The sequence below is a fragment of the Alteromonas sp. genome (assembly GCF_984505615.1).
Genome location: NZ_CFHOXV010000013.1, coordinates 63,055 through 86,929, shown reverse-complemented (window position 1 = coordinate 86,929; position 23,875 = coordinate 63,055). Strand labels below are relative to the sequence as shown.

General features: G+C 48.8%; 22 protein-coding genes. 12 read left to right on the top strand and 10 right to left on the bottom strand.

Annotation, left to right across the window (positions count from 1 at the left end; genetic code table 11):
- Positions 1-101 precede the first annotated feature (101 nt).
- From AC4PME_RS09955 to zwf, 5 genes are read right to left on the bottom strand one after another with little or no spacing between them, the layout of a single operon-like run.
- Positions 102-746: a bifunctional 4-hydroxy-2-oxoglutarate aldolase/2-dehydro-3-deoxy-phosphogluconate aldolase gene (locus AC4PME_RS09955; protein WP_119501090.1), complete on the bottom strand. Its 645-nt coding sequence runs from the start codon at positions 744-746 to the stop codon at positions 102-104.
- Positions 743-1,702, bottom strand: a complete 960-nt coding sequence (locus tag AC4PME_RS09950; protein ID WP_474845737.1) for a glucokinase — start codon at positions 1,700-1,702, stop codon at positions 743-745. The genes AC4PME_RS09955 and AC4PME_RS09950 overlap by 4 nt, the downstream gene beginning before the upstream one ends.
- A complete protein-coding gene (gene edd / locus AC4PME_RS09945) occupies positions 1,699-3,528 on the bottom strand; it encodes a phosphogluconate dehydratase (RefSeq protein WP_491046090.1) in 1,830 nt (609 codons plus the stop codon). The genes AC4PME_RS09950 and edd overlap by 4 nt, the downstream gene beginning before the upstream one ends.
- Before the next feature lie 9 nt (positions 3,529-3,537).
- Positions 3,538-4,230, bottom strand: coding sequence for a 6-phosphogluconolactonase (gene pgl, locus AC4PME_RS09940; protein WP_491046091.1), 693 nt, complete (start codon positions 4,228-4,230; stop codon positions 3,538-3,540).
- Position 4,231: 1 nt separating this feature from the next.
- A complete protein-coding gene (gene zwf / locus AC4PME_RS09935; RefSeq protein WP_119501086.1) occupies positions 4,232-5,728 on the bottom strand; it encodes a glucose-6-phosphate dehydrogenase in 1,497 nt (498 codons plus the stop codon).
- Between the two features lie 282 nt (positions 5,729-6,010).
- Between zwf and AC4PME_RS09930 the strand changes: the two genes are divergently transcribed.
- Together AC4PME_RS09930 and pyk are read left to right on the top strand one after the other, a co-directional pair.
- Positions 6,011-6,862: a MurR/RpiR family transcriptional regulator gene (locus AC4PME_RS09930; protein ID WP_119501085.1), complete on the top strand. Its 852-nt coding sequence runs from the start codon at positions 6,011-6,013 to the stop codon at positions 6,860-6,862.
- A 286-nt stretch (positions 6,863-7,148) separates the two neighbouring features.
- Positions 7,149-8,585: a pyruvate kinase gene (pyk, locus tag AC4PME_RS09925; protein ID WP_119501084.1), complete on the top strand. Its 1,437-nt coding sequence runs from the start codon at positions 7,149-7,151 to the stop codon at positions 8,583-8,585.
- 112 nt (positions 8,586-8,697) lie between these two features.
- Here the strand turns inward: pyk and AC4PME_RS09920 are convergent, their stop codons facing one another.
- Complete coding sequence (locus AC4PME_RS09920; protein ID WP_119501083.1) at positions 8,698-9,249, bottom strand: NAD(P)H nitroreductase; 552 nt, start codon at positions 9,247-9,249, stop codon at positions 8,698-8,700.
- A 232-nt stretch (positions 9,250-9,481) separates the two neighbouring features.
- On the opposite strand from AC4PME_RS09920, the gene sppA reads away from it, so the two are divergent.
- The gene (gene sppA / locus AC4PME_RS09915) at positions 9,482-11,341 is read left to right on the top strand and encodes a signal peptide peptidase SppA (RefSeq protein ID WP_491046092.1); all 1,860 of its coding nucleotides are present in this window, start codon (positions 9,482-9,484) and stop codon (positions 11,339-11,341) included.
- A gap of 6 nt (positions 11,342-11,347) precedes the next feature.
- Positions 11,348-11,860: a SprT family zinc-dependent metalloprotease gene (locus AC4PME_RS09910; protein WP_491046093.1), complete on the top strand. Its 513-nt coding sequence runs from the start codon at positions 11,348-11,350 to the stop codon at positions 11,858-11,860.
- 92 nt (positions 11,861-11,952) lie between these two features.
- On the opposite strand, the gene yfbV is transcribed toward AC4PME_RS09910, so the two are convergent.
- On the bottom strand, positions 11,953-12,402 hold the full coding sequence (yfbV, locus tag AC4PME_RS09905) for a terminus macrodomain insulation protein YfbV (RefSeq protein WP_119501081.1): 450 nt from the start codon (positions 12,400-12,402) through the stop codon (positions 11,953-11,955).
- A gap of 273 nt (positions 12,403-12,675) precedes the next feature.
- Here yfbV and trxB point away from each other — a divergent pair, with 273 nt between their 5' ends.
- From trxB to infA, 4 genes are all read left to right on the top strand, one after another.
- Positions 12,676-13,641 carry a thioredoxin-disulfide reductase gene (trxB, locus tag AC4PME_RS09900; RefSeq protein ID WP_303574283.1) on the top strand — a complete coding sequence of 322 codons (966 nt, stop codon included), beginning with the start codon at positions 12,676-12,678 and terminating at the stop codon, positions 13,639-13,641.
- Between the two features lie 39 nt (positions 13,642-13,680).
- The gene (gene aat / locus AC4PME_RS09895) at positions 13,681-14,430 is read left to right on the top strand and encodes a leucyl/phenylalanyl-tRNA--protein transferase (RefSeq protein ID WP_491046094.1); all 750 of its coding nucleotides are present in this window, start codon (positions 13,681-13,683) and stop codon (positions 14,428-14,430) included.
- Positions 14,427-15,140, top strand: a complete 714-nt coding sequence (locus tag AC4PME_RS09890; RefSeq protein WP_491046095.1) for an arginyltransferase — start codon at positions 14,427-14,429, stop codon at positions 15,138-15,140. The genes aat and AC4PME_RS09890 overlap by 4 nt, the downstream gene beginning before the upstream one ends.
- A 74-nt stretch (positions 15,141-15,214) precedes the next feature.
- Positions 15,215-15,433: a translation initiation factor IF-1 gene (gene infA / locus AC4PME_RS09885; protein ID WP_070124261.1), complete on the top strand. Its 219-nt coding sequence runs from the start codon at positions 15,215-15,217 to the stop codon at positions 15,431-15,433.
- A gap of 84 nt (positions 15,434-15,517) precedes the next feature.
- Here infA and clpA read toward each other — a convergent pair whose 3' ends face one another.
- Complete coding sequence (gene clpA / locus AC4PME_RS09880) at positions 15,518-17,794, bottom strand: ATP-dependent Clp protease ATP-binding subunit ClpA (RefSeq protein WP_491046096.1); 2,277 nt, start codon at positions 17,792-17,794, stop codon at positions 15,518-15,520.
- A 24-nt stretch (positions 17,795-17,818) separates the two neighbouring features.
- Entirely contained in the window at positions 17,819-18,139 is a 321-nt protein-coding gene (clpS, locus tag AC4PME_RS09875; protein ID WP_119501077.1) for an ATP-dependent Clp protease adapter ClpS, read from the bottom strand.
- A 203-nt stretch (positions 18,140-18,342) separates the two neighbouring features.
- On the opposite strand from clpS, the gene cspD reads away from it, so the two are divergent.
- Positions 18,343-18,561, top strand: a complete 219-nt coding sequence (cspD, locus tag AC4PME_RS09870) for a cold shock domain-containing protein CspD (protein ID WP_119501076.1) — start codon at positions 18,343-18,345, stop codon at positions 18,559-18,561.
- A 152-nt stretch (positions 18,562-18,713) separates the two neighbouring features.
- On the opposite strand, the gene AC4PME_RS09865 is transcribed toward cspD, so the two are convergent.
- Positions 18,714-20,939 (bottom strand): NADP-dependent isocitrate dehydrogenase, encoded by a 2,226-nt coding sequence (locus AC4PME_RS09865; RefSeq protein ID WP_491046097.1) that lies wholly within the window; start codon positions 20,937-20,939, stop codon positions 18,714-18,716.
- Between the two features lie 459 nt (positions 20,940-21,398).
- Between AC4PME_RS09865 and AC4PME_RS09860 the strand changes: the two genes are divergently transcribed.
- The 3 genes from AC4PME_RS09860 to hflD all read left to right on the top strand — a co-directional run bounded on the left by AC4PME_RS09860 (position 21,399) and on the right by hflD (position 23,874).
- The gene (locus tag AC4PME_RS09860; protein WP_491046098.1) at positions 21,399-21,941 is read left to right on the top strand and encodes an rRNA large subunit pseudouridine synthase E; all 543 of its coding nucleotides are present in this window, start codon (positions 21,399-21,401) and stop codon (positions 21,939-21,941) included.
- A 191-nt stretch (positions 21,942-22,132) separates the two neighbouring features.
- A complete protein-coding gene (gene mnmA, locus AC4PME_RS09855; RefSeq protein ID WP_491046099.1) occupies positions 22,133-23,248 on the top strand; it encodes a tRNA 2-thiouridine(34) synthase MnmA in 1,116 nt (371 codons plus the stop codon).
- A complete protein-coding gene (hflD, locus tag AC4PME_RS09850; RefSeq protein WP_119501072.1) occupies positions 23,248-23,874 on the top strand; it encodes a high frequency lysogenization protein HflD in 627 nt (208 codons plus the stop codon). The genes mnmA and hflD overlap by 1 nt, the downstream gene beginning before the upstream one ends.
- Position 23,875 lies beyond the last annotated feature (1 nt).

Below are 23,875 nucleotides of genomic sequence, written 5' to 3'. Positions count from 1 at the left end.
ATTGCCTAACTCTAAGACTAGCTTAGAGGTGAGGCGGACCATCTAATTAAACCGGATGTTATTCAACATCCGGTTTACGAGCAAAATCAGAGAATTTGTACTCAGGCTTTGGCACCGTCACAGGCTTCTTTCGCCAGTTGGGTGATCTTGTCCCAGTCGCCACTTTCAATGGCATCATCAGGTGCAACCCATGAACCGCCAACACAACGAACGTTAGACAGAGCCAGGTAGTCGTTGTAGTTAGCCGGACCGATACCGCCTGTAGGACAGAATGTCACATCAGGGAAAGGACCGCCGATAGATTTAAGCGCCTTCACGCCACCTGATGCTTCAGCAGGGAAGAATTTAAGGTGGTCATAACCCGCATCCTTCGCTGTCATCAGATCAGAAATTGAAGAAATACCCGGAATTAACGGAATATCGTAACCTTTACCGGCTTCAAGCAGTGCTTCAGTCAGACCCGGGCTGATAGCGAATTTCGCACCGGCTTCAACAACCTGCTTAAGCTGCTGTGCATTAGTAACAGTACCCGCACCGATAATCGCTTCAGGTACTTCGTCTGCGATTTTCTTGATCACATCCAGAGCAACAGGTGTACGCAGTGTGACTTCCAGCACCTTAATGCCACCTGCAATCAGTGCTTTTGCCAGTGGCACAGCTTTGTCCAGGTCCTTAATTACCAGTACCGGGACTACCGGGCCAGCAGCAAAGATGTCTGCCGGTGTATAGTTAGCGTTCGTTGTCATAGTTCACTCGCTGTATGTTGTTTCAGGTATGCAGATGCACCTAATAATCCGTGGTCGGGCTCTGCAATCAGATAAGTTGGAATGTCTTTCACGTAATGCTTCATCTGGCCTTTGGCCTCGAAGCGGGCGCGGAAATCACTCTCTTTTAAGAATTCTGCAAAACGGTTCGCAATACCGCCGCCGATGAAAATACCACCGGTGGTAGCCATGTTCAGTGCCAGGTTACCGGCAAAACTGCCCATGATACGGCAGAACTGAGTCAGAGTTTGTACGCACACATCGCATTCGCCGGACAACGCACGTTCAGTAACCTGAGACGGTTCTGTGTGTGTTACCGGTACGTTATTGTGTAATGCCAGCGCCTTGTAGATGTTCATCAGTCCGCGACCAGACATCACCTCTTCGGCAGATGCGCGACCGTGTTCATTTTGCAGGTAGCGCCAGATCACCACATCTGTTTCATCAACAGGGGCGAAATCAACATGACCACCCTCGCCGTCCAGAGTTTGCCAGCCAGAAGACGTCATGGTGATGTGCTCTACGCCTAAGCCGGTGCCCGGACCAAATACAGCGATATTGCCGTTGGTTTTCGCCGTGCCGGTTCCGATTTGCACCACCTGATCATCACCTAATACCGGTAATGAATGCGCCACGGCTGTGAAATCATTGATTACAAACAGATTGTCCAGCTTCAGCTGACTACGTAATGCAGTTTGTGAGAATGCCCAGCTGTGGTTCGTCATCTCTACCTGGTCACCCAGTACCGGACAGGCAATAGCAATACAACCTGAAGTAAAGGTGAACTGAGGTAAATCCGCGAAATACTGACCAATAGCCAAATCAATACTGGCAAAATCTCTGCACTGGTATTTGATGATATTGTCTACACCGGTATCAGTTACACGGGCAAGACGAATGTTCGTCCCGCCGACATCTGCAACAAAAAGTGCCGTCATAGCGCCTGCTCCTGAGTTACAAACAATGAACACGCGCCTTCTTCAGCTCCGGACAGAATATTTCTGTAACCGGAGAACAGTTCACGTCCCATACCTTCCTGATGATGCGCCAGGTCCGCTTCTTTTGCGGTACGTGCAGCCAGGGTTTCGTCATCTACCAGTAATGTCAGTTCACCGGTTTCTGTATTCAGTTCGATGAGGTCGCCGGATTCCACTTTCGCCAGCATGCCGCCTTTGTAGGCTTCCGGGGTAACGTGGATAGCCGCTGGTACTTTACCTGACGCACCGGACATGCGTCCGTCTGTTACCAGCGCGACTTTGAATCCGCGGTCCTGTAATACACCCAGAGGTGGTGTTAAGCGGTGCAGTTCAGGCATACCAATCGCTGACGGGCCCTGGAAGCGCACAACGATAATGCAGTCTTTGTCCAGATCACCGGATTTAAACGCCGCATCCAGTTCGAACTGATCTTCGAACACCACAGCAGGTGCTTTGATATGGCAAACCGGAGACTTAAGTGCAGACGTTTTGATAACGCCACGACCCAGGTTACCGCGAAGTACGCAAACACCACCGTCAGGCTTAAAGGGTTTCTCAACAGTGGCCAGTACCTCTTTATCAAGAGATTCAACCGGACCGTCACGCCATTCAAGTTCACCGTCTTTCAGAACCGGCTCTTTGGTGTATAGATCCAGACCGTCACCACAAATTGTCTTAACGTCATTGTGCAGCAGACCTGCATCCAGCAACTGTTTAAACAACAGCGACATACCGCCGGCAGCGACAAAATGGTTAATGTCAGCGTGACCATTCGGATAGATACGGGTAATTAACGGTGTGGCATCAGACAGATCTGAGAAGTCGTCCCAGTTAACCAGAATACCGGCTGCACGGGCGATCGCCACAAGGTGCATGGTGTGGTTAGTAGAACCACCGGTCGCCAGTAGTGCAACGATACCGTTAACAATGGCTTTCTCGTCAACAATATGACCAATCGGCGTGTAGTTGTCGCCCAGGTCAGTGAGACGGGTTGCCTGAACGGATGCAGCTTTTGTCAATGCATCACGTAGTGGCGTGCCCGGATTAACAAACGATGAACCCGGCAGGTGCAGACCCATAGTCTCAACAACCAGCTGGTTAGAGTTCGCTGTACCGTAGAAAGTACAGGTACCCGCAGAGTGGTAAGACTGAGATTCTGCTTCAAGTAATTTGTCGCGCCCGACTTTACCCTGAGCAAATTCCTGACGGACACGGGCTTTTTCTTTGTTTGGCAGACCTGAAGGCATTGGTCCGGCAGGAATGAAAACAGTCGGTAAGTGACCAAAGGCCAGTGATCCCATCAGTAATCCGGGAACAATTTTGTCACAGATCCCCAGCATCAGAGCGCCGTCGAACATGTTGTGAGACAGACCCACTGCGGTCGCCTGGGCAATAATGTCGCGGCTCATCAGGCTAAGATCCATGCCCGGGTTACCCTGAGTAACACCATCACACATGGCCGGTACACCACCGGCGAACTGCGCTACGCTGCCCACCTGACGGATGGCTTCTTTAATGATTGCCGGATATGCTTCGTACGGCTGGTGAGCCGACAGCATATCGTTGTAAGAAGAGATGATTGCGATATTGGCTTTCGTCATTGAACGCAAATCGGCTTTGTCATCGCTGCCACAAGCGGCGAAGCCGTGAGCCAGGTTACCACATGACAGCACACCACGGTGCGGTCCCTGACGACGGGCCTTCTCAATTTTTTCCAGATAGGCCTTACGGGTTGCTTTACTGCGTTCAATAATTCGCTGTGTTACTTCAGCAATTTGAGAATTCATGATCTGCTCCTAGGGTGCCCACATCAGCGTGACATCAGCACGGTTGACAACTGCGGTAACGGGTTTTTCCAGCTCAGTTGCATTAGCAATGGCGTCTTCTAAAACCGCTTTTTTCTTTTCACCGGTGAGGTGAATAAAGATATTGCGACTGTTTAACAGTGCAGGCAGTGTCAGTGAAATACGTTGGTGAGGGGCCGTGGTGGGTTGGGTAGCGATACAAATTTTACCACTCGCCAGATCCAGACCATCAGCAACCTGCTCCGAACACGGAAACAGTGATGCTGTGTGGCCATCTTCGCCCATACCGAGAATAAGCGCGTCGAAAGGCTGGCTGAAACTGGACAGACGGTTTTCCGCCTCGGCGATACCATCATTGGCATCTGCATCGTCCGTTTTCAAAGTGACAAAATTAGCGGCTGCCGCTTTGTTCTGGATCAGGTTTTCACGCACCAGCTTTGTATTGCTGGCGTCGTCATTTTCGTCAACCCAACGCTCATCAGCCAGCGTAATGTCAACTTTATCCCAGGCAAGGTCAGTCTGGCTAAGCTGTTTGAACAGAGCCAGAGGTGTTCTGCCCCCGCTCACTACCAGACTGGCGCGGCCACGTTCAGCAATGCCTTTTTCCAGCAGTGAAATAAGCGTGCCTGCAAATGCACTGGTCAGTGCATCTGCATTGTCAAAAGCATTAATTGTCAAAGCCATCTTATTTCTTCTTCCGTGTTGTTTTGCTTTCATACCAACTACGGTTAGCGCGGGCTAATAACCCGATAGAATCCACCGGTCCCCACGTACCAGCCTGATACGGCTCCGGTGGCTCATTAGTTTGCTTCCACGCTTCAAGAATTGAATCAACCCAGTTCCACGCCTGTTCAATTTCATCACGGCGAACGAACAGGGCCTGGTTGCCCAGCATGACTTCAAGTAACAGCTTTTCATAAGCATCAGGAATGCGGTCGTCGCCGAATGCATCCGAGAAACTCAGGTCGAGTTTTGACTTTTGCAGGTCCATTGAACCTGAGCTGGTCAGACCCGGTACCTTATTCATTACGGTGATTTCAACACCTTCGTCAGGCTGCAGACGGATAACCAGTTTATTAGGCGGCAGATTCTGGAAGCTGTCACCGAACAGGTTGTGTGGCTGACGTTTGAAGTAAATCACAACTTCAGACACTTTGGTCGGCAAACGCTTACCGGTTCTTAAATAGAACGGCACGCCGGCCCAGCGCCAGTTGTCGATGTCGGCCTTGATGGCAACGAAGCTTTCAGTGCGGCTGCGGGTGTTGGCACCCTCTTCTTCCAGATAGCCCGGTACTTCTTCACCCTTAACGAAACCAGACGTGTACTGACCACGTACTGTTGATTCGTTGATATTGCTCAGGTTAATCGGACGTAAAGCTTTCAGTACTTTCAGTTTTTCATCACGGATACTGTCGGCATTCAGGTTTGCCGGCGGTTCCATGGCAATCAGACTGAGAATTTGCAACAGGTGGTTCTGCACCATATCACGCATCTGACCAGCGTCATCAAAATAGCCCCAACGGCCTTCAATCCCCACCGACTCAGCAACAGTGATCTGTACGTGGTCAATGGAGTTGTGATCCCAGTTGGTAGCAAAAATGGAGTTAGCAAAACGCAGGGCAATCAGGTTAAGAACCGTTTCTTTACCCAGATAATGGTCAATGCGGTAGATTTGCGATTCTTTAAAGTATTCTGAAACCTGGTCATTAATGACCTTAGAAGATTCAAGATCGTGACCGATTGGTTTTTCCAGCACTACCCGTACGGAGCTGTCGATAATATCGCAGCTGTGCAGACCACGGCAGATGTCACCGTAGATAGCAGGCGGAGTCGCCAGATAGCACACCATAATGCGGTCTGCATCTACCACTGAATCAAAAACGCGGTAGCTTTCAGTGTTCTTCATATCCACACAAGCATATTGCAGACGGGCTTCAAGGCGCGCCCAGGTATCTTCGCAAACTTGTTTGGAACCAAATTTTTCGATGTTGTTACGGACTTCTTTCTTGTAGTCCTCAGTGCTCAGGTCCTGACGCGCTACACCAATAATTTTGGTATCAGGGTGAATGAGCTCAGCTTTTTCCAGCTGATATAAGGACGGCAATAGTTTCCGTCGTGAGAGATCCCCTAACGTGCCAAACAGCACAAAATCACAGGGTTCAAAGGAATTATCCATTACCATATTTCGTCGACCTTCTTAATGATAATCCAGATAACAGTTCGATACTGTCAGGCAACGCAGATGAACTGTCTCGTCGTTGTTAGCACATAGTTAACACCAAATGTAGTAAAATTACAACTTGAGTCATCTATGACACGTTAAAGAGGTATTTATTCGCTGAATACCCACCATTCTGTTGCTTCGATTGTCAAAAAATTACATTTTTCTTGTCACCCGAGTCACTTTGGGTAGTATAGAAAGCTGGAATGACTATAACTTTACCTTACTTTTCGCTATATCCGTATGAATATTCTTGAGAAAATTACGCAAAATAAAGCCGCTTTCAGCAAGTCTGAGCGCAAAGTTGCCGAAATAATATTGGCCAACCCGCAAACGGCAATTCATTCGAGTATAGCAACGCTCGCTAAAATGTCTGATGTCAGTGAGCCGACAGTAAACCGTTTTTGCCGCCGCCTGGACACCAAAGGCTTCCCGGATTTTAAATTGCATCTGGCACAAAGCTTAGCGAATGGCACACCGTATGTTAACCGTCATGTAGATGAAAGTGACGGCCCGGGCGAATACACCAACAAAATTTTCGAAAGCACCATGGCTTCCCTCGAAGTTGCGCGGCAGTCCATTGACGTCAATGTTGTTAACCGTGTTGTTGATCTGTTGACGCAGGCACAAAAAATTTCATTTTTTGGCCTCGGCGCTTCAGCCTCTGTAGCCCATGACGCGCTGAATAAGTTTTTCCGCTTCAATGTGCCCGTGGTTTACTTTGAAGATATTCTGATGCAACGCATGAGTTGCATGAACTGCACAGACGGCGATGTGGTTGTATTGATTTCCCACACCGGCAGAACCAAAAGCCTGGTCGAGATTGCCCAGATTGCCCGCAGTAACGATGCCACTGTCGTTGGTATCACCTCTGCAGACAGCCCTTTATCACGTGAATGCAGTTACGTATTGTCTCTGGAAGTGCCGGAAGACACTGACATGTACATGCCCATGGCGAGCCGTATTGCCCAGCTTACCTTAATTGATGTACTGGCCACCGGCTTCACCCTGCGTCGTGGCAATAAATTCAGAGAAAATCTTAAGCGGGTCAAAGACACCCTTCGCGGCTCCCGTTTTGACAAGCGTGACTTATAACAGTTCATTCCATCTGTTTTATTGAAGACCGCTTTTACCAGCGGTCTTTTTTTAACCATTTTTTCTTCTTCCTGTGTTCAGATTAGTTCACACCTCACTGGTAAGGCCAGTGAGGAAAAAAGTTCTTTGCATTCACATTTTTGTCAGATTGCTCTACTATTCTGTAATAAAATTACGTAAAAGCATTACAGCAACATAAATCGAACATTTTTTCGACATTATTGTCAATGTAAGTAACGTGTGTAGAAGCCTCCCTGTTAACGACGAAGAACAAGCGACGAATCATATGACCAGAAGAACAAAGATACTTGCCACATTAGGACCAGCAACAGATACCATCGAACGCATTGAAGCCATCATCGCAGCAGGTGCAAACACAGTGCGGATGAACTTCTCTCACGGTCAGGCTGAAGATCACATTGAGCGTGCGAAGAAAGTACGTCAGGCTGCAAAGAACTTAAATAAATATGTCGCCATTCTCGGTGATTTGCAGGGCCCTAAAATTCGTGTAGCCCGGTTTAAAGAAGGCGCAGTAAATCTTGATGTAGGCGCACCTTTTACCCTTGATGCAGAAATGGCGAAGGATGACGGTGACGTGAACGCAGTAGGCATCGACTATAAAGCGCTGCCTGATGATGTAAACACCGGCGATATTCTGTTACTCGACGATGGCCGTATTCAGCTGGAAGTTACTGAAGTAGCCGGTCGTAAAGTGCATACAAAAGTAACCGTAGGCGGAAAACTGTCTAACAACAAAGGCATCAACCGTCAGGGCGGTGGTCTGTCGGCCGAAGCTCTGACTGCGAAAGATAAAGAAGATATTAAAACGGCCGCTAAAATCGGCGTTGATTATCTGGCAGTGTCCTTCCCCCGTTCAGGTGCAGACCTGAACTACGCCCGCGAGCTGGCCCGCGAAGCCGGTTGTGAAGCACTAATATGTGCCAAAGTAGAACGTGCTGAAGCCGTTGCTACCGATGAAGCCATTGACGATATTATCAGTGCATCTGACGCCGTTATGGTTGCCCGTGGTGACCTGGGTGTGGAGATCGGTGATGCAGAGCTGGTAGGTGTTCAGAAGAAACTGATTGCCCGCTCTCGTCAACTGAATAAAGTTGTCATTACTGCTACGCAAATGATGGAATCAATGATCACCAGCCCGATGCCAACCCGTGCAGAAGTGATGGACGTGGCAAACGCCGTACTGGACGGTACGGATGCAGTGATGTTATCGGCGGAAACTGCTGCCGGTAATTACCCTGTTGAAACAGTGAGAGCCATGGCCCGGGTTTGTGAAGGCGCAGAAACACACCCCAGCGTTAAACTGTCCAAGCACAGAATGGATACCGTGTTCTCGACGGTCAGTGAAACAGTGGCGTTGTCTGCAGTTTATGCGGCCAACCACCTGCCAAGTATTAAAGCTATCGTTGCATTAACTGAAAGTGGTAATACGCCTAAGCTGATGTCACGTATTACCACCGGTTTACCTATCATAGCTATGTCACGTCACGAAGCCACGCTTAATGCAATGGCACTTTACCGTGGTGTGAAGCCGGTATTCTTTGATTCCCGCGACAGTGAACCGGGTCAGCTGAAACACGACACTATGGCAGCGCTGAAAGCCATCGGTCTGGTGAAAGAAGGTGACAGTGTGATCATGACTTACGGCGATGAAATGGAAAAAATCGGTGCGACCAACGCGCTTAAAATTGTTCAGGTAGATTAATACTGACTCAATTTAATGTCCGTTCAACGGATACGGGAAGGCCGGCAATATTGCCGGCCTTTTGCTATATGCATATCAATGATGCGGTCAACGCCGGTCAGGATTGAAACGCTCAGCGCCAGTAAGTAAAAAAAGGCGTGCTGTCCGGACGTATTACCGGCGGCGTATCGATTGCCGGTGTGCCTAAATATAAAAATCCGGCGATTTCATCTTCTTCATTTAACGACAGTGCCTTTCTCACCAGCTCACAATGGGCGTATGCGCCGGTCCGCCATATTCCGTTGAATCCTTGCGCCTGAGCAGCCATTTGCATGGCCATTACCGCACAGGCTGTGGACGCGACCTGCTCTACACGGGGCACTTTTTCATGCTCTTTATACGTTGTGATGGCCACAATCACCATAGGAGCACGCATCGGCAACTGCGGGGCACGTTCTATTTCTTTGGCGGATTTGTCGTTTTCAATAGCAGACTGCTCAAACACAGAACCGAGTTTTACCAGCCCCTGCCCTTCACACACAATAAAACGCCATGGCGTAAGCGCCGCATGGTCCGGCGCACGTAAAGCGGCCTGAAATATATTTTCCAGGGCATCGCCCTCCGGCGCAGGGGCTTTTAGTCTGGGTTGGGAACGACGGTTTAACAGCAGGTCAAGAGCTTCCAATTGCGGTTCTCCTTATACACATCGGGAAATACATTGATGAAAGCACAATGTATCAGCGGCGTGGTGCAGATGAAACAGCTTTTACCAAACTTATCCCTCAATGATGTATATTCACAGTAAATCAGGCCTCTAGCGCTTGTTTACCGCTATCACAATTCATTACAATTTAAGTTAGCTATCCTTCGTGGTTCCGTTACCATGAACTAAACATCCGTCTGAGGTACAAAGCAATATGGCAGCAAAAGGAAGCTGGACGAAAGCATTATTTACAGGACTATGGACAGTACTGAATTTCGCCAGAAAACTCGTATTTAATCTTATTTTTCTGGTTCTTGTTATTGGCGTCATTATTGCCATCAGTAGCAGTGAAGATCCCATCTCGGTAAAACCTGACAGTGCATTATTGTTGCAGCTGAACGGTAACCTGGTCATTGAAAAGGAACAGGTCGACCCGTTTTCACAATTCATGCAGGAAGCGTTCGGTGAAGAACCGGAAAACCCGGAAGTGCTGGTACGTGATGTGGTTAAGGTACTGGATAACGCCAAACAGGACTCCCGCATAAAAGCGCTCATTCTGGATTTGTCCGGGTTACAGGGCGGCGGACTGGATAAACTCCGAACCGTAGCCGCTGCCATCGATGACTTTAAGACCGAAAAACCGGTCTACGCTATCGGTGACTACTACAGCCAGAATCAATATTACCTGGCAGCACGTGCTGATCATATTTACCTGAATCCAATGGGCGGTGTGATGTTTGAAGGTTACGGCCGCTTCGGTATGTACTTTAAGGACATGCTGGAGAAGTTACGCATTACGACACATATCTTCCGTGTCGGTACGTACAAATCTGCCGTAGAGCCGTTTATCCGTAATGATATGTCTGACGCGGCAAAAGAAGCGAACAAGTTGTGGCTCGACACTTACTGGTCACAATACAAAACTGATGTGGCTGCTGCCCGTGGTATTGATGTCAGTAACTTCGATGAAGAACTGGACGTTCTGCTGAACAAGTTTGAAGAAGCCGGTGCAGATTTCGCTAAATATGCACTGAACAACGGCTGGGTGGATGCCCTTAAAACCCGGGAAGAAGTCCGTCAGGAACTGGTTGCTTTAGTCGGAACGGATGAAAACAAATTGGGTGTCAATGTTACCCCTTTCAATACTTACCTGAAAGCCGTTAATCCGCCGTTACCCAAAATGGGTAACACGAAGGATAAAGTCGCAATTGTGGTAGCCAAAGGCGAAATCCTCGACGGCAACCAGCCCGCCGGCACAATCGGTGGGGACAGCACAGCACGCTTGCTACGTCAGGCCCGTCTGGATGATACGGTGAAAGCTGTTGTTCTGCAGGTCGATTCACCGGGAGGCAGTTCATTTGCATCCGAAATTATCCGTCAGGAAGTGCTGGAACTGCAAAGCGCCGGTAAGCCTGTCGTTGTGTCTATGAGCACCTATGCAGCATCCGGCGGTTACTGGATTTCTGCGCCGGCAGATAAAATCATTGCCTCGCCAAGCACTATCACAGGCTCCATCGGTGTGTTTGGTATGTTCCTTACTTTCGAGGATTCACTGGAATACCTTGGCATTAACACCGACGGTGTTGCATCTACCGAAATTGCCGGTATGTCAGCACTGCGCGAGCTGGATCCCCGCTTTGGTGAAATCCTCCAGCGCAATGTGGAAAGTGCTTATCGCCAGTTCATCACCATGGTAGGTGAATCCCGCGGTATGAGCCCTGAAGCGGTAGATAAAATTGCCCAGGGCCGTGTATGGATTGGTAGTCAGGCACTGGAACTGGGTTTGGTAGACGAACTCGGCGACCTTGATGATGCCGTCGCATCCGCTGCTGAAATTGCCGGTCTGGAAAGCTGGGACACTCAGTACGTTGAGCGAATCCTGTCTCCTCAGGAACAATTCTGGAAAGAATTTTTCGGCCAGGCGCTGGTGTGGGGCGCAAAAATGCAATTCGCTGATAACGACAGTCACCTGATGAAAATGGTGAAGAACCTGTTAGCAGAAACCGGCACGGTGACCAGCCTGAATGATCCACGCGGTGTATACACCCTGTGCCTTCAGTGTAAGGTGGACTAAGTACCGGTGACACTTAATCACTCTGAAAAAGAGGCGGTGATCCGTGAGGTTCACCGCCTCTTTGATGTTGCAGAACGCTATTTTAACCGCCCTTTCCCTTTGCCGGATGTATCTTTCAGGCGTAGCGGTAAAAACGCCGGCACCGCCTTTTTACAGCAGAACAGGGTTAACTTTCATCCTGTATTACTGGCTGCAAACAAAGCGGCATTTTTCAGTGATGTGATCCCACATGAAGTCAGTCATCTGATAACGTGGCATACAGCAGGCAAACGACGCAGAGTGAAACCTCACGGTCCGGAATGGCAGGCTGTCATGCAACATGTTTACGGCGTATCCCCTTCGACGACACATGACTTCGACTTATCCGTACTGGGCCTGACAACCTTTAACTACCGCTGTGGCTGTCAGACTATAGAATTGTCGGTGAGAAGGCATAATAATGTGAAAAAGGGCATGACTTATCGCTGCAGACGATGCGGGGAAAATCTGGTATTCGTTAAGAACAGCGAAGCAACGTAAGCTGACTGAAAAGATAAGAAGGCTTAACAAACGGTTCAAAGACAAGGCAGTCAGGTGACGCAACAGGACGTCACCGGTATGAGGAGCGGGTGTCAGTTAAACCATTTTTGCGTGAAAACGCGGTCGAGTTCACTGAATGCAGTTTTCAGCGTAGCCGCCAGTTCACGATATTTGGGCTGAGAACGCATTGCCTGCAATTCACAACCTTCTGCTGCCATTTTACGGTGAACTTCCTGATACCAACTTTTAATTTGCGGCGGCAGAGTCTGATTCGAGCGGTGTCCCAACCAGAGTAAGCCCTGTAATGGCAGGCTGATGAAGAACAGGCCAATTGCCATCGCTTGCGGCAGATATGCACTTCCCAGCACATTTAACATCATTCCCGCGGCCACAATGGCCAGAGGCGGCATAGCTTTAATAGCCAGCTTTGTAGCACTGACGACACGGCACTCCGGAAAGAAAGCATAAAGCTCCCGTTTTACCGGCCAGGTATTCATATAGTCTTGTCCGTCACGCAGAAGCGTAATTACTGATTGTGACATGCCTGCTCTCCTGCCGGTGCTGACCCCGGTCAACGTCTGGATTTTATTTTATTAAACTACAAAAAATCCCGGATGTATTCAGCATTCTATACTAAATATGCTGCGGTTTGGTTTATTATAGCCCGGTTAACGGCTCAGGTAACATTACTGACATATATTGTAATGAAAAGTCATACTCAATTCAGGTTGAATATGCGATATTGACCCACATAAAGATACCATCATTTAAAGGCTCGTTGTCAGCGGCGATGAGTGAAAGCATTGGAGATAGAAATGGCAGAAAGCAGACACGTCCGTCTACTTATTCTGGGCTCTGGCCCGGCAGGATATTCCGCAGCAGTCTATGCGGCCAGAGCAAACCTTGAACCTGTACTGTTAACAGGTATTCAGCAGGGTGGACAGTTAACAACAACCACAGAAGTTGAAAACTGGCCGGGCGACCCTGAAGGATTGACAGGTCCCGATCTGATGGTACGCATGCAAAAACACGCAGAGAAATTCAATACAGAAATCATTTTTGACCACATCAATAAAACTGATTTCAGTAAGCGTCCGTTCACCCTTTACGGTGATTCCGGCACCTATACCTGTGATGCACTGATCATCGCAACCGGTGCTTCTGCGAAATACCTGGGTCTGGAATCTGAAGAAGCGTTCAAAGGTAAAGGTGTTTCTGCCTGCGCAACCTGTGACGGATTCTTCTACCGTAACCAGAAAGTAGCGGTTGTGGGCGGCGGTAATACTGCCGTTGAAGAAGCACTGTATCTGTCAAACATCGCATCTGAAGTTCACGTTATTCACCGTCGTGACACTTTCCGCAGTGAAAAAATTCTTGAGCAGCGTCTGCTGGACAAAGCAGAGAACGGTAACGTGGTTCTGCACCTGAATAAAACGCTGGACGAAGTGCTGGGCGATGAAATGGGCGTAACGAAAGTCCGTATCGCTGACACGCAGTCTGATGCCAAAGAAGAAATCGATGTAATGGGCCTGTTTATTGCCATTGGCCACAAGCCGAACACGGATATTTTCGAAGGTCAGCTTGAAATGAAAGACGGCTATATTGTTGTTCAGAGCGGTCTGCAGGGTAATGCCACACAAACCTCGGTGGAAGGTATTTTTGCTGCCGGTGATGTGAGCGATCATATTTACCGTCAGGCAATTACCTCAGCCGGCACCGGTTGTATGGCTGCACTGGATGCAGAAAAATTCCTCGATGGTTTCCGCCCGGAACAAGGCTGATAACTGAGGTACGGGGCAGCTTCCCTGCCCCGTGAATTCATGATTGAACTTCCTTACCTGAATGTTGATACGCCTTTTCCGCCTGTTTCAACAGCACTGAAAGAACCTGACGGCCTGCTGGCTTACGGCGCAACTCTCGACGCCCCCCGGTTATTTCAGGCTTACTCCAACGGTATTTTCCCCTGGTTCGGCGATGATGAGCCGGTACTCTGGTGGTCGCCGGATCCAAGAGCAATCATTGAACTGGATGGCTTTCACGTATCTAAAAGCCTGAAAAAACTGGCAAAACGAAAACAGTACCGCGTCACGCTGAATGAAGATTTCTACGCGGTTATCCGTGCCTGCTCATCCATTCCCCGCTACCGGCCTGACAGTAATGAACTGTCGTCAGATACCTGGATCACCGGTGACATGATTACCGCATACGAAAGACTCCACCGAGCCGGCATTGCCCACTCTGTTGAAGTGTGGAATGAAGACAATCAACTTACCGGCGGCTTATACGGTGTGGCAGTTGGTGGTGTTTTTTGTGGTGAATCTATGTTCCACAAAGAACCGAATACCTCCAAGCTGGCCATGCTGGCGTTGGTAAAACACATGCAAAACCATAATCTTGCATTTATTGACTGCCAGCTACCCACGGAACATTTGCAGTCCCTGGGGGCGCAAACCATTCCCAGAAGCACATTTATTGACCGCTTACGTCAACATAATGCTACAATAGACGAAGACGGCAGAATAACTGCCTCATATCGTAGTAGTTGGCAAGGTGGAAATATAACGCCATGAAGTTTGGGCTTACGCAGTCTTTCGCCTGCAGTTATTTACCGGATAAGAATGAACAGTTACTGGTATTTGCAGAAACTGAACAGGATCTCCGCTATCGTTACGGGCAGCTGATTCAGGCCGGATTCCGTCGCAGTGGCGATCAAATTTACCGGCCCCACTGCCCTACCTGCGAAGCCTGCCAGTCGGTACGTATTCCTGTGGTACAGTTTTCGCCCTCAAGAAGTCAGCGACGTGTGCTGAAGCGCAACAGTCACCTCACCACTACGCTGTCATCAACACCGAAAGACGAATACTACCCTCTTTACGAGCGGTACATTAATGAGCGCCATACCGACGGCAGCATGTATCCGGCTAACAGAGACCAGTATAACAGTTTCATTTTCTGCAACTGGAATCCCCCCGTATTTATTGAAGCGCGGGACGGAGATGAGCTGGTTGCAGTGGCCGTTACCGATGACATCCGTCATTGTGACGGTACAGCTTCTTTCTCAGCGCTGTATACGTTTTTTGCGCCTGAGTTGTCGTCCTCGTCAATGGGCACGTGGATGATATTACAGCAAATCGCCCATGCTAAATCCGATGCCCGCAGTTTTTTGTATCTCGGCTACCAGATAGACGAGTGCAATAAAATGAATTACAAAACGAAATTTTTGCCCCATGAACGTTTATTTGACATGAATTGGCAAAAATTCAGCTCAAATAAAGCCTGAACCCTTTACACACGGGCGTTTATTGGTTAATGTCTGCGCGGCAAAATTTTGACTTACTGAGGTAACTGCTTTTCATGGCAAAAGAAGATTCTATCGAAATGGAAGGAACCGTGGTTGACACACTTCCAAGCACACAATTCCGCGTTGAACTTGAGAACGGTCACGTTGTGACTGCACACATCTCCGGCAAAATGCGTAAGAACTATATCCGCATTCTTACTGGTGACAAGGTAACCGTAGAGATGACGCCGTACGATCTGACTAAAGGTCGCATCGTTTATCGTGCAAGATAATACTCAGTAGTCTGTAGAATCTTAAAAAAAAGCCCGGTGATATCACCGGGCTTTTTGTTTTTAAGTTGGGTAAGTGCGAAATCCTCAGTTAGATTCCGCCTCTTCATTTCGGGTTTCCGCACCGGAGAATGAGAACTCCAGTTTGTTTTCACCCAAATCGACTTTCACACTGCCACCTTTGCTCAACTCTCCGAACAACAGTTCGTTAGCCAGCTCTTTCTTCACTTCCTCTTTTATAAGGCGTGACATAGGCCGTGCGCCCATAGATTTATCGTAACCTTTCTCAGCAAGATACGCCCTTGCAGCCGGCGTGACTTCAAAGGTAACACCTTTGGTATCCAGCTGTGCTTCCAGTTCCACCAGGAACTTATCAACCACTTGCAGAATAACGTCAGTGCCAAGGTGATTAAACCAGATAATACCGTCAAGACGGTTACGGAACTCAGGGGTGAACACCTTGTTGATTTCCGACATAGCATCATGACTGTGATCCTGTTGCTGGAAGCCGATAGATTTACGTACGGTTTCCTGCACACCGGCATTGGTTGTCATGACCAGTACCACATTACGGAAATCAACCTTACGGCCGTTATTATCCGTCAGCGTACCGTGATCCATGACCTGCAGCAGAATATTGTAAATATCACTGTGGGCTTTTTCGATTTCATCCAGCAGTACTACCGAATACGGGTTTTTAATGACAGCATCGGTAAGCAGGCCGCCCTGATCGAAACCGACATATCCCGGCGGCGCACCGATTAAACGGCTTACCGCGTGGCGCTCCATATATTCCGACATATCGAAACGGATAAGCTCCACACCCATGATTTTTGCCAGTTGCTGCGTGACTTCCGTCTTACCTACACCGGTAGGACCGGCGAACAGGAAACTACCGATAGGCTTCTCTTCACTGCCCAGACCAGCACGGGATAAGTGAATCGCATCTGTCAGCGTCTCAATAGCTTTGTCCTGACCAAATACTACCATTTTGAGGTCACGGCCAAGATGTTTCAGCACCTGACGGTCAGAGGCAGACACGGACTTCTCAGGGATCCGGGCCATCTTAGCGATGATTTGCTCGATATCAGCCACATTGATGGTTTTCTTACGGCGGGACACCGGCAACAAACGCTGACTGGCGCCTGCTTCGTCCATGACATCAATGGCTTTGTCCGGCAAATGGCGTTCGTTGATGTACTTGGCAGACAGTTCTGCAGCAGCCTGAAGTGCTTTCTGGGTAAAACGAACGCTATGGTGCTCTTCGTAACGGGACTTCAGACCCAGCAGGATCTTGGTCGTATCGCTCACTGAGGGCTCCACCACGTCGACTTTCTGGAAGCGACGGGCGAGTGCCCTGTCTTTTTCAAAAATGCCCTGGTATTCCTGGTAGGTGGTAGAACCGATGCAACGCAATTCACCGGAACTCAGTTTTGGCTTCAGCAAATTAGATGCATCCATCACACCACCGGATGCCGCACCGGCACCGATGATCGTATGGATTTCATCAATAAATAAAATGGCGTTTTCGTCTTTGCTGAGTTCTTTAAGAATGGCTTTTAACCGTTTCTCAAAGTCACCGCGATACTTAGTACCGGCCAGCAAGCCGCCTAAGTCCAGAGAATACACCGTACTGTCAGCAATCACGTCCGGCACGTCATCGTTAACGATGCGGTAAGCTAAACCTTCGGCAATAGCCGTTTTACCTACGCCGGCTTCACCCACCAGCAGCGGGTTGTTTTTACGGCGACGACACAGAATTTGAATTGTACGCTCTACTTCCGCATCACGTCCGATTAACGGGTCAATCTTACCGTCCTTCGCCTGACGGTTCAGATCAGTAGAATATTTGCTCAGTGCAGAACCTGACTCTTCGCCCTCTGCTGTCTCTTCCTGACTTTCAGCACCGGCAGGACTTTCGTCTTCATTTTTACTGACACCGTGACTGATGTAATTCACCACATCAAGACGGGTGACGTCAGCACGTTTGAGAATATAAACCGCCTGAGATTCCTGCTCGGAAAAAATAGCCACCAGCACGTTCGCGCCGGTAACTTCGTCTTTGCCTGATGACTGCACATGAAAAACCGCGCGCTGAAGTACACGCTGGAAACCTAAAGTTGGCTGCGTCTCACGGTCATTTGCCTGCTCATCCATAATGAGTGGCGTGGTATCTTTAACAAACTCGATAAGTTCGCTTTTGATTTGCTCGATATTGGCACCACACGCTTTAAGTGCGTCCCGGGCGGCAGAATTATCCATCAGCGCCAGCAACAGATGCTCTACCGTCATGAATTCGTGACGATGTTCTCTGGCAAACACGAAAGCTTCGTTCAGCGTTTGCTCTAACTCTTTATTCAACATATCGCTCGCCCTCTGTTAATAGACCTATGCCTGTTCCATGGTGCACATAAGCGGGTGTTGATGCTTACGCGCATACTGATTGACCTGCATCACTTTGGTTTCTGCAATCTCTGCAGTAAATATGCCACACACAGCACGTCCCTGATAATGTACGGTGAGCATAGTCTGATTGGCCTTCTCAGCATCCATATTAAAAAAATGCATGAGTACTTCGACCACGAAGTCCATCGGCGTGTAATCGTCGTTGTTCAACAACACTTTATACATTGGCGGCGGCTGCGTCTTTTGTCGCTCCGCAAGCCTCTCTTTTTCTCTGTCTATACTGATCGCGTTGTCTTTACTCATAGTACAATAATAGTGCCTTAGCGCAGATTAGCCGATTTTTTTTGTAAATAAATAATCTTTAATTTACGCTTGACATTCAATGGTTAAAATATCTACAGTTTTAACTATGGCCATGCGAGTGACGCGCATAGCCATCGTGCTCCTCATATTTCTATTGTGGGGGCATAGTATTATGAGTTCAAGGATTAAGAGGAAGTCGATGTATGGCGGTTGGTAAAGTTAAATGGTTTAACAATGCTAAAGGATTTGGATTTATCGTTCCTGAGGACGGCGGAGAGGACATTTTTGCCCACTACTCCACCATTCAGATGGATGGATACCGTTCTCTCAAGGCAGGCCAGGAAGTAACGTTTGATGTACAGCAGGGTCCTAAGGGCCTTCACGCAGAAAACATTGGTGTTGTCGAAGAACCTGAACGTTAAAATTCAAAAAGCATCTCAAAGGGCTTTTTACTGCGATTCGGCAGTCGGTAGAAGGCCTTTTTTATGCGCCATTTTCAGCGGTGTCTTCAAATTTACCGCTACCAAATAAAAAACCCGGCGAAAGCCGGGTTTTTTGGTTCTTGCTTAAACGCTTACTTAGACAGGGATTCCTGCAACGTTTTGCTTGGAGACATGGCTGCATACAGCTTGTCTTCGTCCGGGAAGTAGTAACCACCGATATCCTGTGGCTGACCCTGAGTCGCATCGATTTCTTCGATGATTTTGTCGATGTTGGCAGTCATCGCTTCCAGAGTTGGCTTGAACAGTTCAGCCAGCTCTTTATCTTCAGTCTGCTCAGTCAGTGCTTCAGCCCAGTACAGCGCCAGCCATACATGGCTGCCACGGTTATCCAGCTGACCCACTTTACGCTCAGGTGACTTACCGGTGTTCAGCAGCTTCTCAGTCGCCTTATCAAGGGCAACCGCCAGTGCTTTCGCTTTAGAGTTGCTGTGCTTAATAGCCAGCTCTTCAAGAGACACGGCCAGTGCCAGGAACTCACCCAGTGAATCCCAGCGTAAGTGACCTTCTTCAACGAACTGCTGAATGTGCTTAGGTGCAGAACCACCCGCACCGGTCTCGTACAGACCACCACCGGCCATCAGAGGCACGATAGACAGCATCTTCGCACTGGTACCCAGTTCCAGAATCGGGAACAGGTCAGTCAGGTAGTCACGCAGAACGTTACCTGTTACAGAGATGGTGTCCAGACCGCGGATTGCACGTTCCATTGAGAAACGAATCGCACGTACAGGTGACATGATGTGGATTTCCAGACCATTCGTGTCGTGGTCTTTCAGGTACTTCTCAACTTTCTTGATCAGTTGTGCATCGTGGGCACGCTCATCGTCCAGCCAGAATACTGCCGGCATACCAGAGTTACGGGCACGGGTAACGGCCAGTTTAACCCAATCCTGAATCGGCGCGTCTTTCGCCTGACACATACGCCAGATATCGCCTTCTTCAACATTGTGCTCAATCAGTACATTTCCGTCCTGATCGATGATTTGTACAGTACCGTCAGCTTCCAGTTCAAAGGTCTTATCGTGTGAACCGTACTCTTCCGCTTTCTGCGCCATCAGACCAACGTTTGGCACTGTACCCATGGTAGTAGGATCAAATGCACCGTGGGTCTTACAGAAGTTAATCACTTCCTGATAGATAGTCGCGTAAGTAGACTCAGGGATAACCGCTTTAGTATCGTGCGCCTTACCATCTGGTCCCCACATCTGACCGCTGTTACGGATCATTGCAGGCATAGACGCGTCAACAATAACGTCTGAAGGCACGTGCAGGTTAGAAATACCTTTGTCGGAGTTAACCATTGCCATAGGCGGACGGTCAGCGTAACAGGCGTTGATGTCTTTTTCGATTTCAGAACGCTGTGATTCCGGCAGAGAAGCGATTTTGTCGTAAACGCTGCCTAAACCATTGTTAGGGTTAACACCCAGTTCTTTGAACAGTTCGCCGTGCTTGTCGAACAGTTCTTTATAAAACACTTTTACACAGTGACCGAATACGATGGGGTGAGACACCTTCATCATGGTCGCTTTCACGTGTAGTGAGAACAGAATGCCGGTTTGCTTCGCATCTTCGATTTGTTCTTCGAAGAATTTGCACAGGGCTTTCTTGCTCATGAACATACCGTCGATTACTTCACCCGCCAGCAGATCTACACGCGGCTTCAGGGTTTTCTTGCTACCATCTTTACCGGTAAATTCGATGCTTACGTAGCCATCTTTCTCAACAGTAGTGGACTTCTCACTTGAGTAGAAATCGCCGCCGCGCATATGCGCAACGTGAGAGCGTGAAGCCTGGCTCCACTCACCCATTGAATGCGGGTGTTTCTTCGCGAAGTTTTTAACCGCTGTCGGTGCACGGCGGTCTGAGTTACCTTCACGCAGAACCGGGTTAACAGCAGAACCCAGTACTTTTCCGTATCGTTCACGGATGTCTTTTTCTTCTTCCGTTTTAGGATCTTCAGGGAACGGAGGAACGTTATAGCCTTTGGCGTTTAATTCTTTGATTGCTGCACGCAATTGGGGAATAGATGCACTGATGTTAGGCAGTTTAATGATGTTTGCTTCTGGATCCTGCGTTTTTTCACCCAGGTCAGTCAGTGCGTCAGGCACTTTTTGATCGTCGTTCAGGTAATCCGGGAAGTTGGCGAGAATACGCGCAGCCAGTGAAATATCGCTTAACTCGATGTCGATGTCAGCGGATTTAGCAAATTTCTCAATGATTGGCAGTAAAGAGTAAGTCGCCAGCATTGGCGCTTCATCTGTTTTTGTGTAGATGATAGTCGACTTAGCTTTGGTCATTATATACCTCAAAGTTGTCGGTAAAGAGCTACCTGATTTATTCCATTAACCCCGCGTGGAATCGCTATAATATGCAGGGCATTCCGGTAATATCGTAAGATTCTGATCACGATTACTGAAATAACCTTTCAGTCTGGTCTATATCTGTAGTTTACAGATCACCGTGTAATGTCCTCTCGCCCACGAACACTACACCCAATTCGTCATTTTTGCGGGCCCGCCTTGCAGACGCACCCTGTCCTGCCGAAATTACCGCGCTCAATAGTATAGGGTCGAACGTAGGAGTTACAAGTCATACCATTGTCTTAAGCGTGAAGATCAATCTAATTTTTGTCAATTTCCTGATCTTTTTTTGCAATTTCGTTTTTTTTCTTCAAAAAAGTGACACAGACAGTCCGCCCCGCCGGCATTTTTGCGGTAGCATGCGCACCGGTTCTGACTATTTTCCGGGAGTGTAAAATGCCGGCGGGCAAAATTCTGCTGTTCAATAAGCCATTTAACGTACTGACACAGTTTACCGATCAGGAAGGCAGACAAACCCTGAAAGACTTCATTCCCGTTCCCGGCGTGTATGCAGCCGGCAGGCTCGACAGAGATTCCGAAGGTTTACTGGTACTCACTGACGATGGCAAACTGCAGCACCGTCTGGCAAATCCTAAAGCCAAAACCAGTAAAACCTACTGGGTGCAGGTTGAGGGAGAGCCCACAGATGAGGCCATCCAGCAGCTGTGTGATGGTGTGGAACTGAAAGACGGCCTTACGCGGCCGGCAAAAGTATACCGCATGGATGAACCGGCACTGTGGCCGCGCAATCCACCGGTGAGGTTCCGGCAGCACATTCCCACCAGCTGGTTATCGGTGACCCTTACCGAAGGCAAAAACCGTCAGGTCAGACGGATGACAGCCCACGTGGGATTCCCGACGCTCAGACTGATCCGGTACCGTATCGGCAACTGGACCATTGATGGCATTGCTAACGGCGAATACCTGCAAATTCAGTAATTTTCTCTGACAGAGCCTGTCGAAATTCCGTAGCGGCAATTGTGCAATAGCAGCATGCTTCTATACTTTTTACAAAAAGGCACAAGTTATAGCTGAATTGCCGGGTTACTGCCGTGCCATAGTCAGATAATTCTGGTAGAATCCGCGACCCTGAGTCAGCCAGATAAATTGGAAATCCACTAAGAGTTAATATGTCATCAAATTCAACACCTTCACCTGCATCCCAAAAAGTCATTGTCGGTATGTCCGGCGGTGTAGATTCTTCTGTTTCTGCGTATCTCTTGCAGCAGCAGGGTTACCAGGTAGAAGGGCTTTTCATGAAAAACTGGGAAGAAGATGACAACGACGAATATTGTGCAGCTGCAGAAGATTTAGCTGATGCACAGGCCGTGGCTGATAAACTGGGCATTGAATTACACACGATCAATTTCGCCGCTGAGTACTGGGATAATGTATTTGAGTACTTTCTGGAAGAGTACAAAGCCGGCAGAACGCCCAACCCCGACATCATGTGTAATAAAGAAATTAAATTTAAAGCCTTCCTGGAATTTGCAGCTGAAGATTTAGGTGCAGATTACATTGCTACCGGCCACTATGTTCGCCGCCGTGAGAAAGACGGTCACTGGCAAATGTTACGTGGCCTGGATGGTAATAAAGATCAGAGTTACTTCCTTTATACGCTGGGCGAAGAACATGTCGCTAAAACATTGTTCCCTGTTGGCGAACTGGAAAAGCCCCGTGTTCGTGAAATCGCTGAAGAACAGGGACTGGTAACGGCTGACAAAAAAGACTCCACCGGCATTTGTTTTATCGGTGAGCGTAAATTTAAAGACTTCCTGTCTAAGTACCTTCCCGCACAGCCGGGTGTTATCGAAACCGCTGAAGGCGAAGTTATCGGCGAACACGAAGGCCTGATGTATCACACCCTGGGTCAGAGAAAAGGTTTACACATTGGTGGTCTGGCGGCCCATGGTGACGATCCGTGGTACGTGGTAGACAAAGACGTTGAACGTAATGTGCTCATCGTCGGTCAGGGTGCTGATCATCCCCGTCTGTATTCCAAAGGACTGATTGCCCGGCAACTGCACTGGGTAGACAGAACGCCTGTAACGGAAACGGTGCGTGCCGTCGTTAAAACCCGTTACCGTCAGACAGACATCCCCTGCACTATCCGTCCGCTCAATGATGATTTGATAGAAGTGCTCTTCGATGAGCCGCAAAAGGCCGTTACGCCCGGCCAGTCTGCGGTGTTTTATCAGAAAGAAGTCTGTCTGGGTGGCGGAATCATTGAGAGTTACATACGGTGATGCTGGATCCTAAAATAGAGCAACATATTGCGCTGGCAGGCGTTTGTCAGGCCGCAGCACTGGTACAAAAAGTCGCACGCGCAGGCACAGTGGATACCGAAGCCTGTGAGGCCAGCCTGTCGAGTATCCTGGTAACCGACCCCGAATCACCGCAACATGTTTTCGGGCAGTTAAGCAATTTAAAGATGGGTTATCAGAGCATAGTCTCCCAGCTCTCCGGCCGCAGCAGCCATAAAGATGCCGAACTCACCCGTTATGTTGCCAGCCTGCTTGGTCTGGAAAGAAAACTCAGCGCCAAACCGGCAGCCCTGAATGAATTGAGCCAGCGTATTTCCCACGTTCAGCGGCAACTGGCACATGTAGATTTTGACAACAGTCAGATCATTGCCTCCCTGGCCAGTATTTACAGTGATATTATCAGCCCGCTGGCACCGAAAATTCAGGTAGCCGGCAATACAGAACATTTAAGCCGTCCCCTTAACCAGCAGCGGGTCCGTGCCCTGCTGTTAGCGGGTGTGCGCGCTGCCGTCATGTGGCGGCAAATGGGCGGCCGGCGCCGCCAGATACTCTTTAACCGCAAACAAATTTTACACAGTGCAACCCTTGCACTGAGATTAATCAATTAGT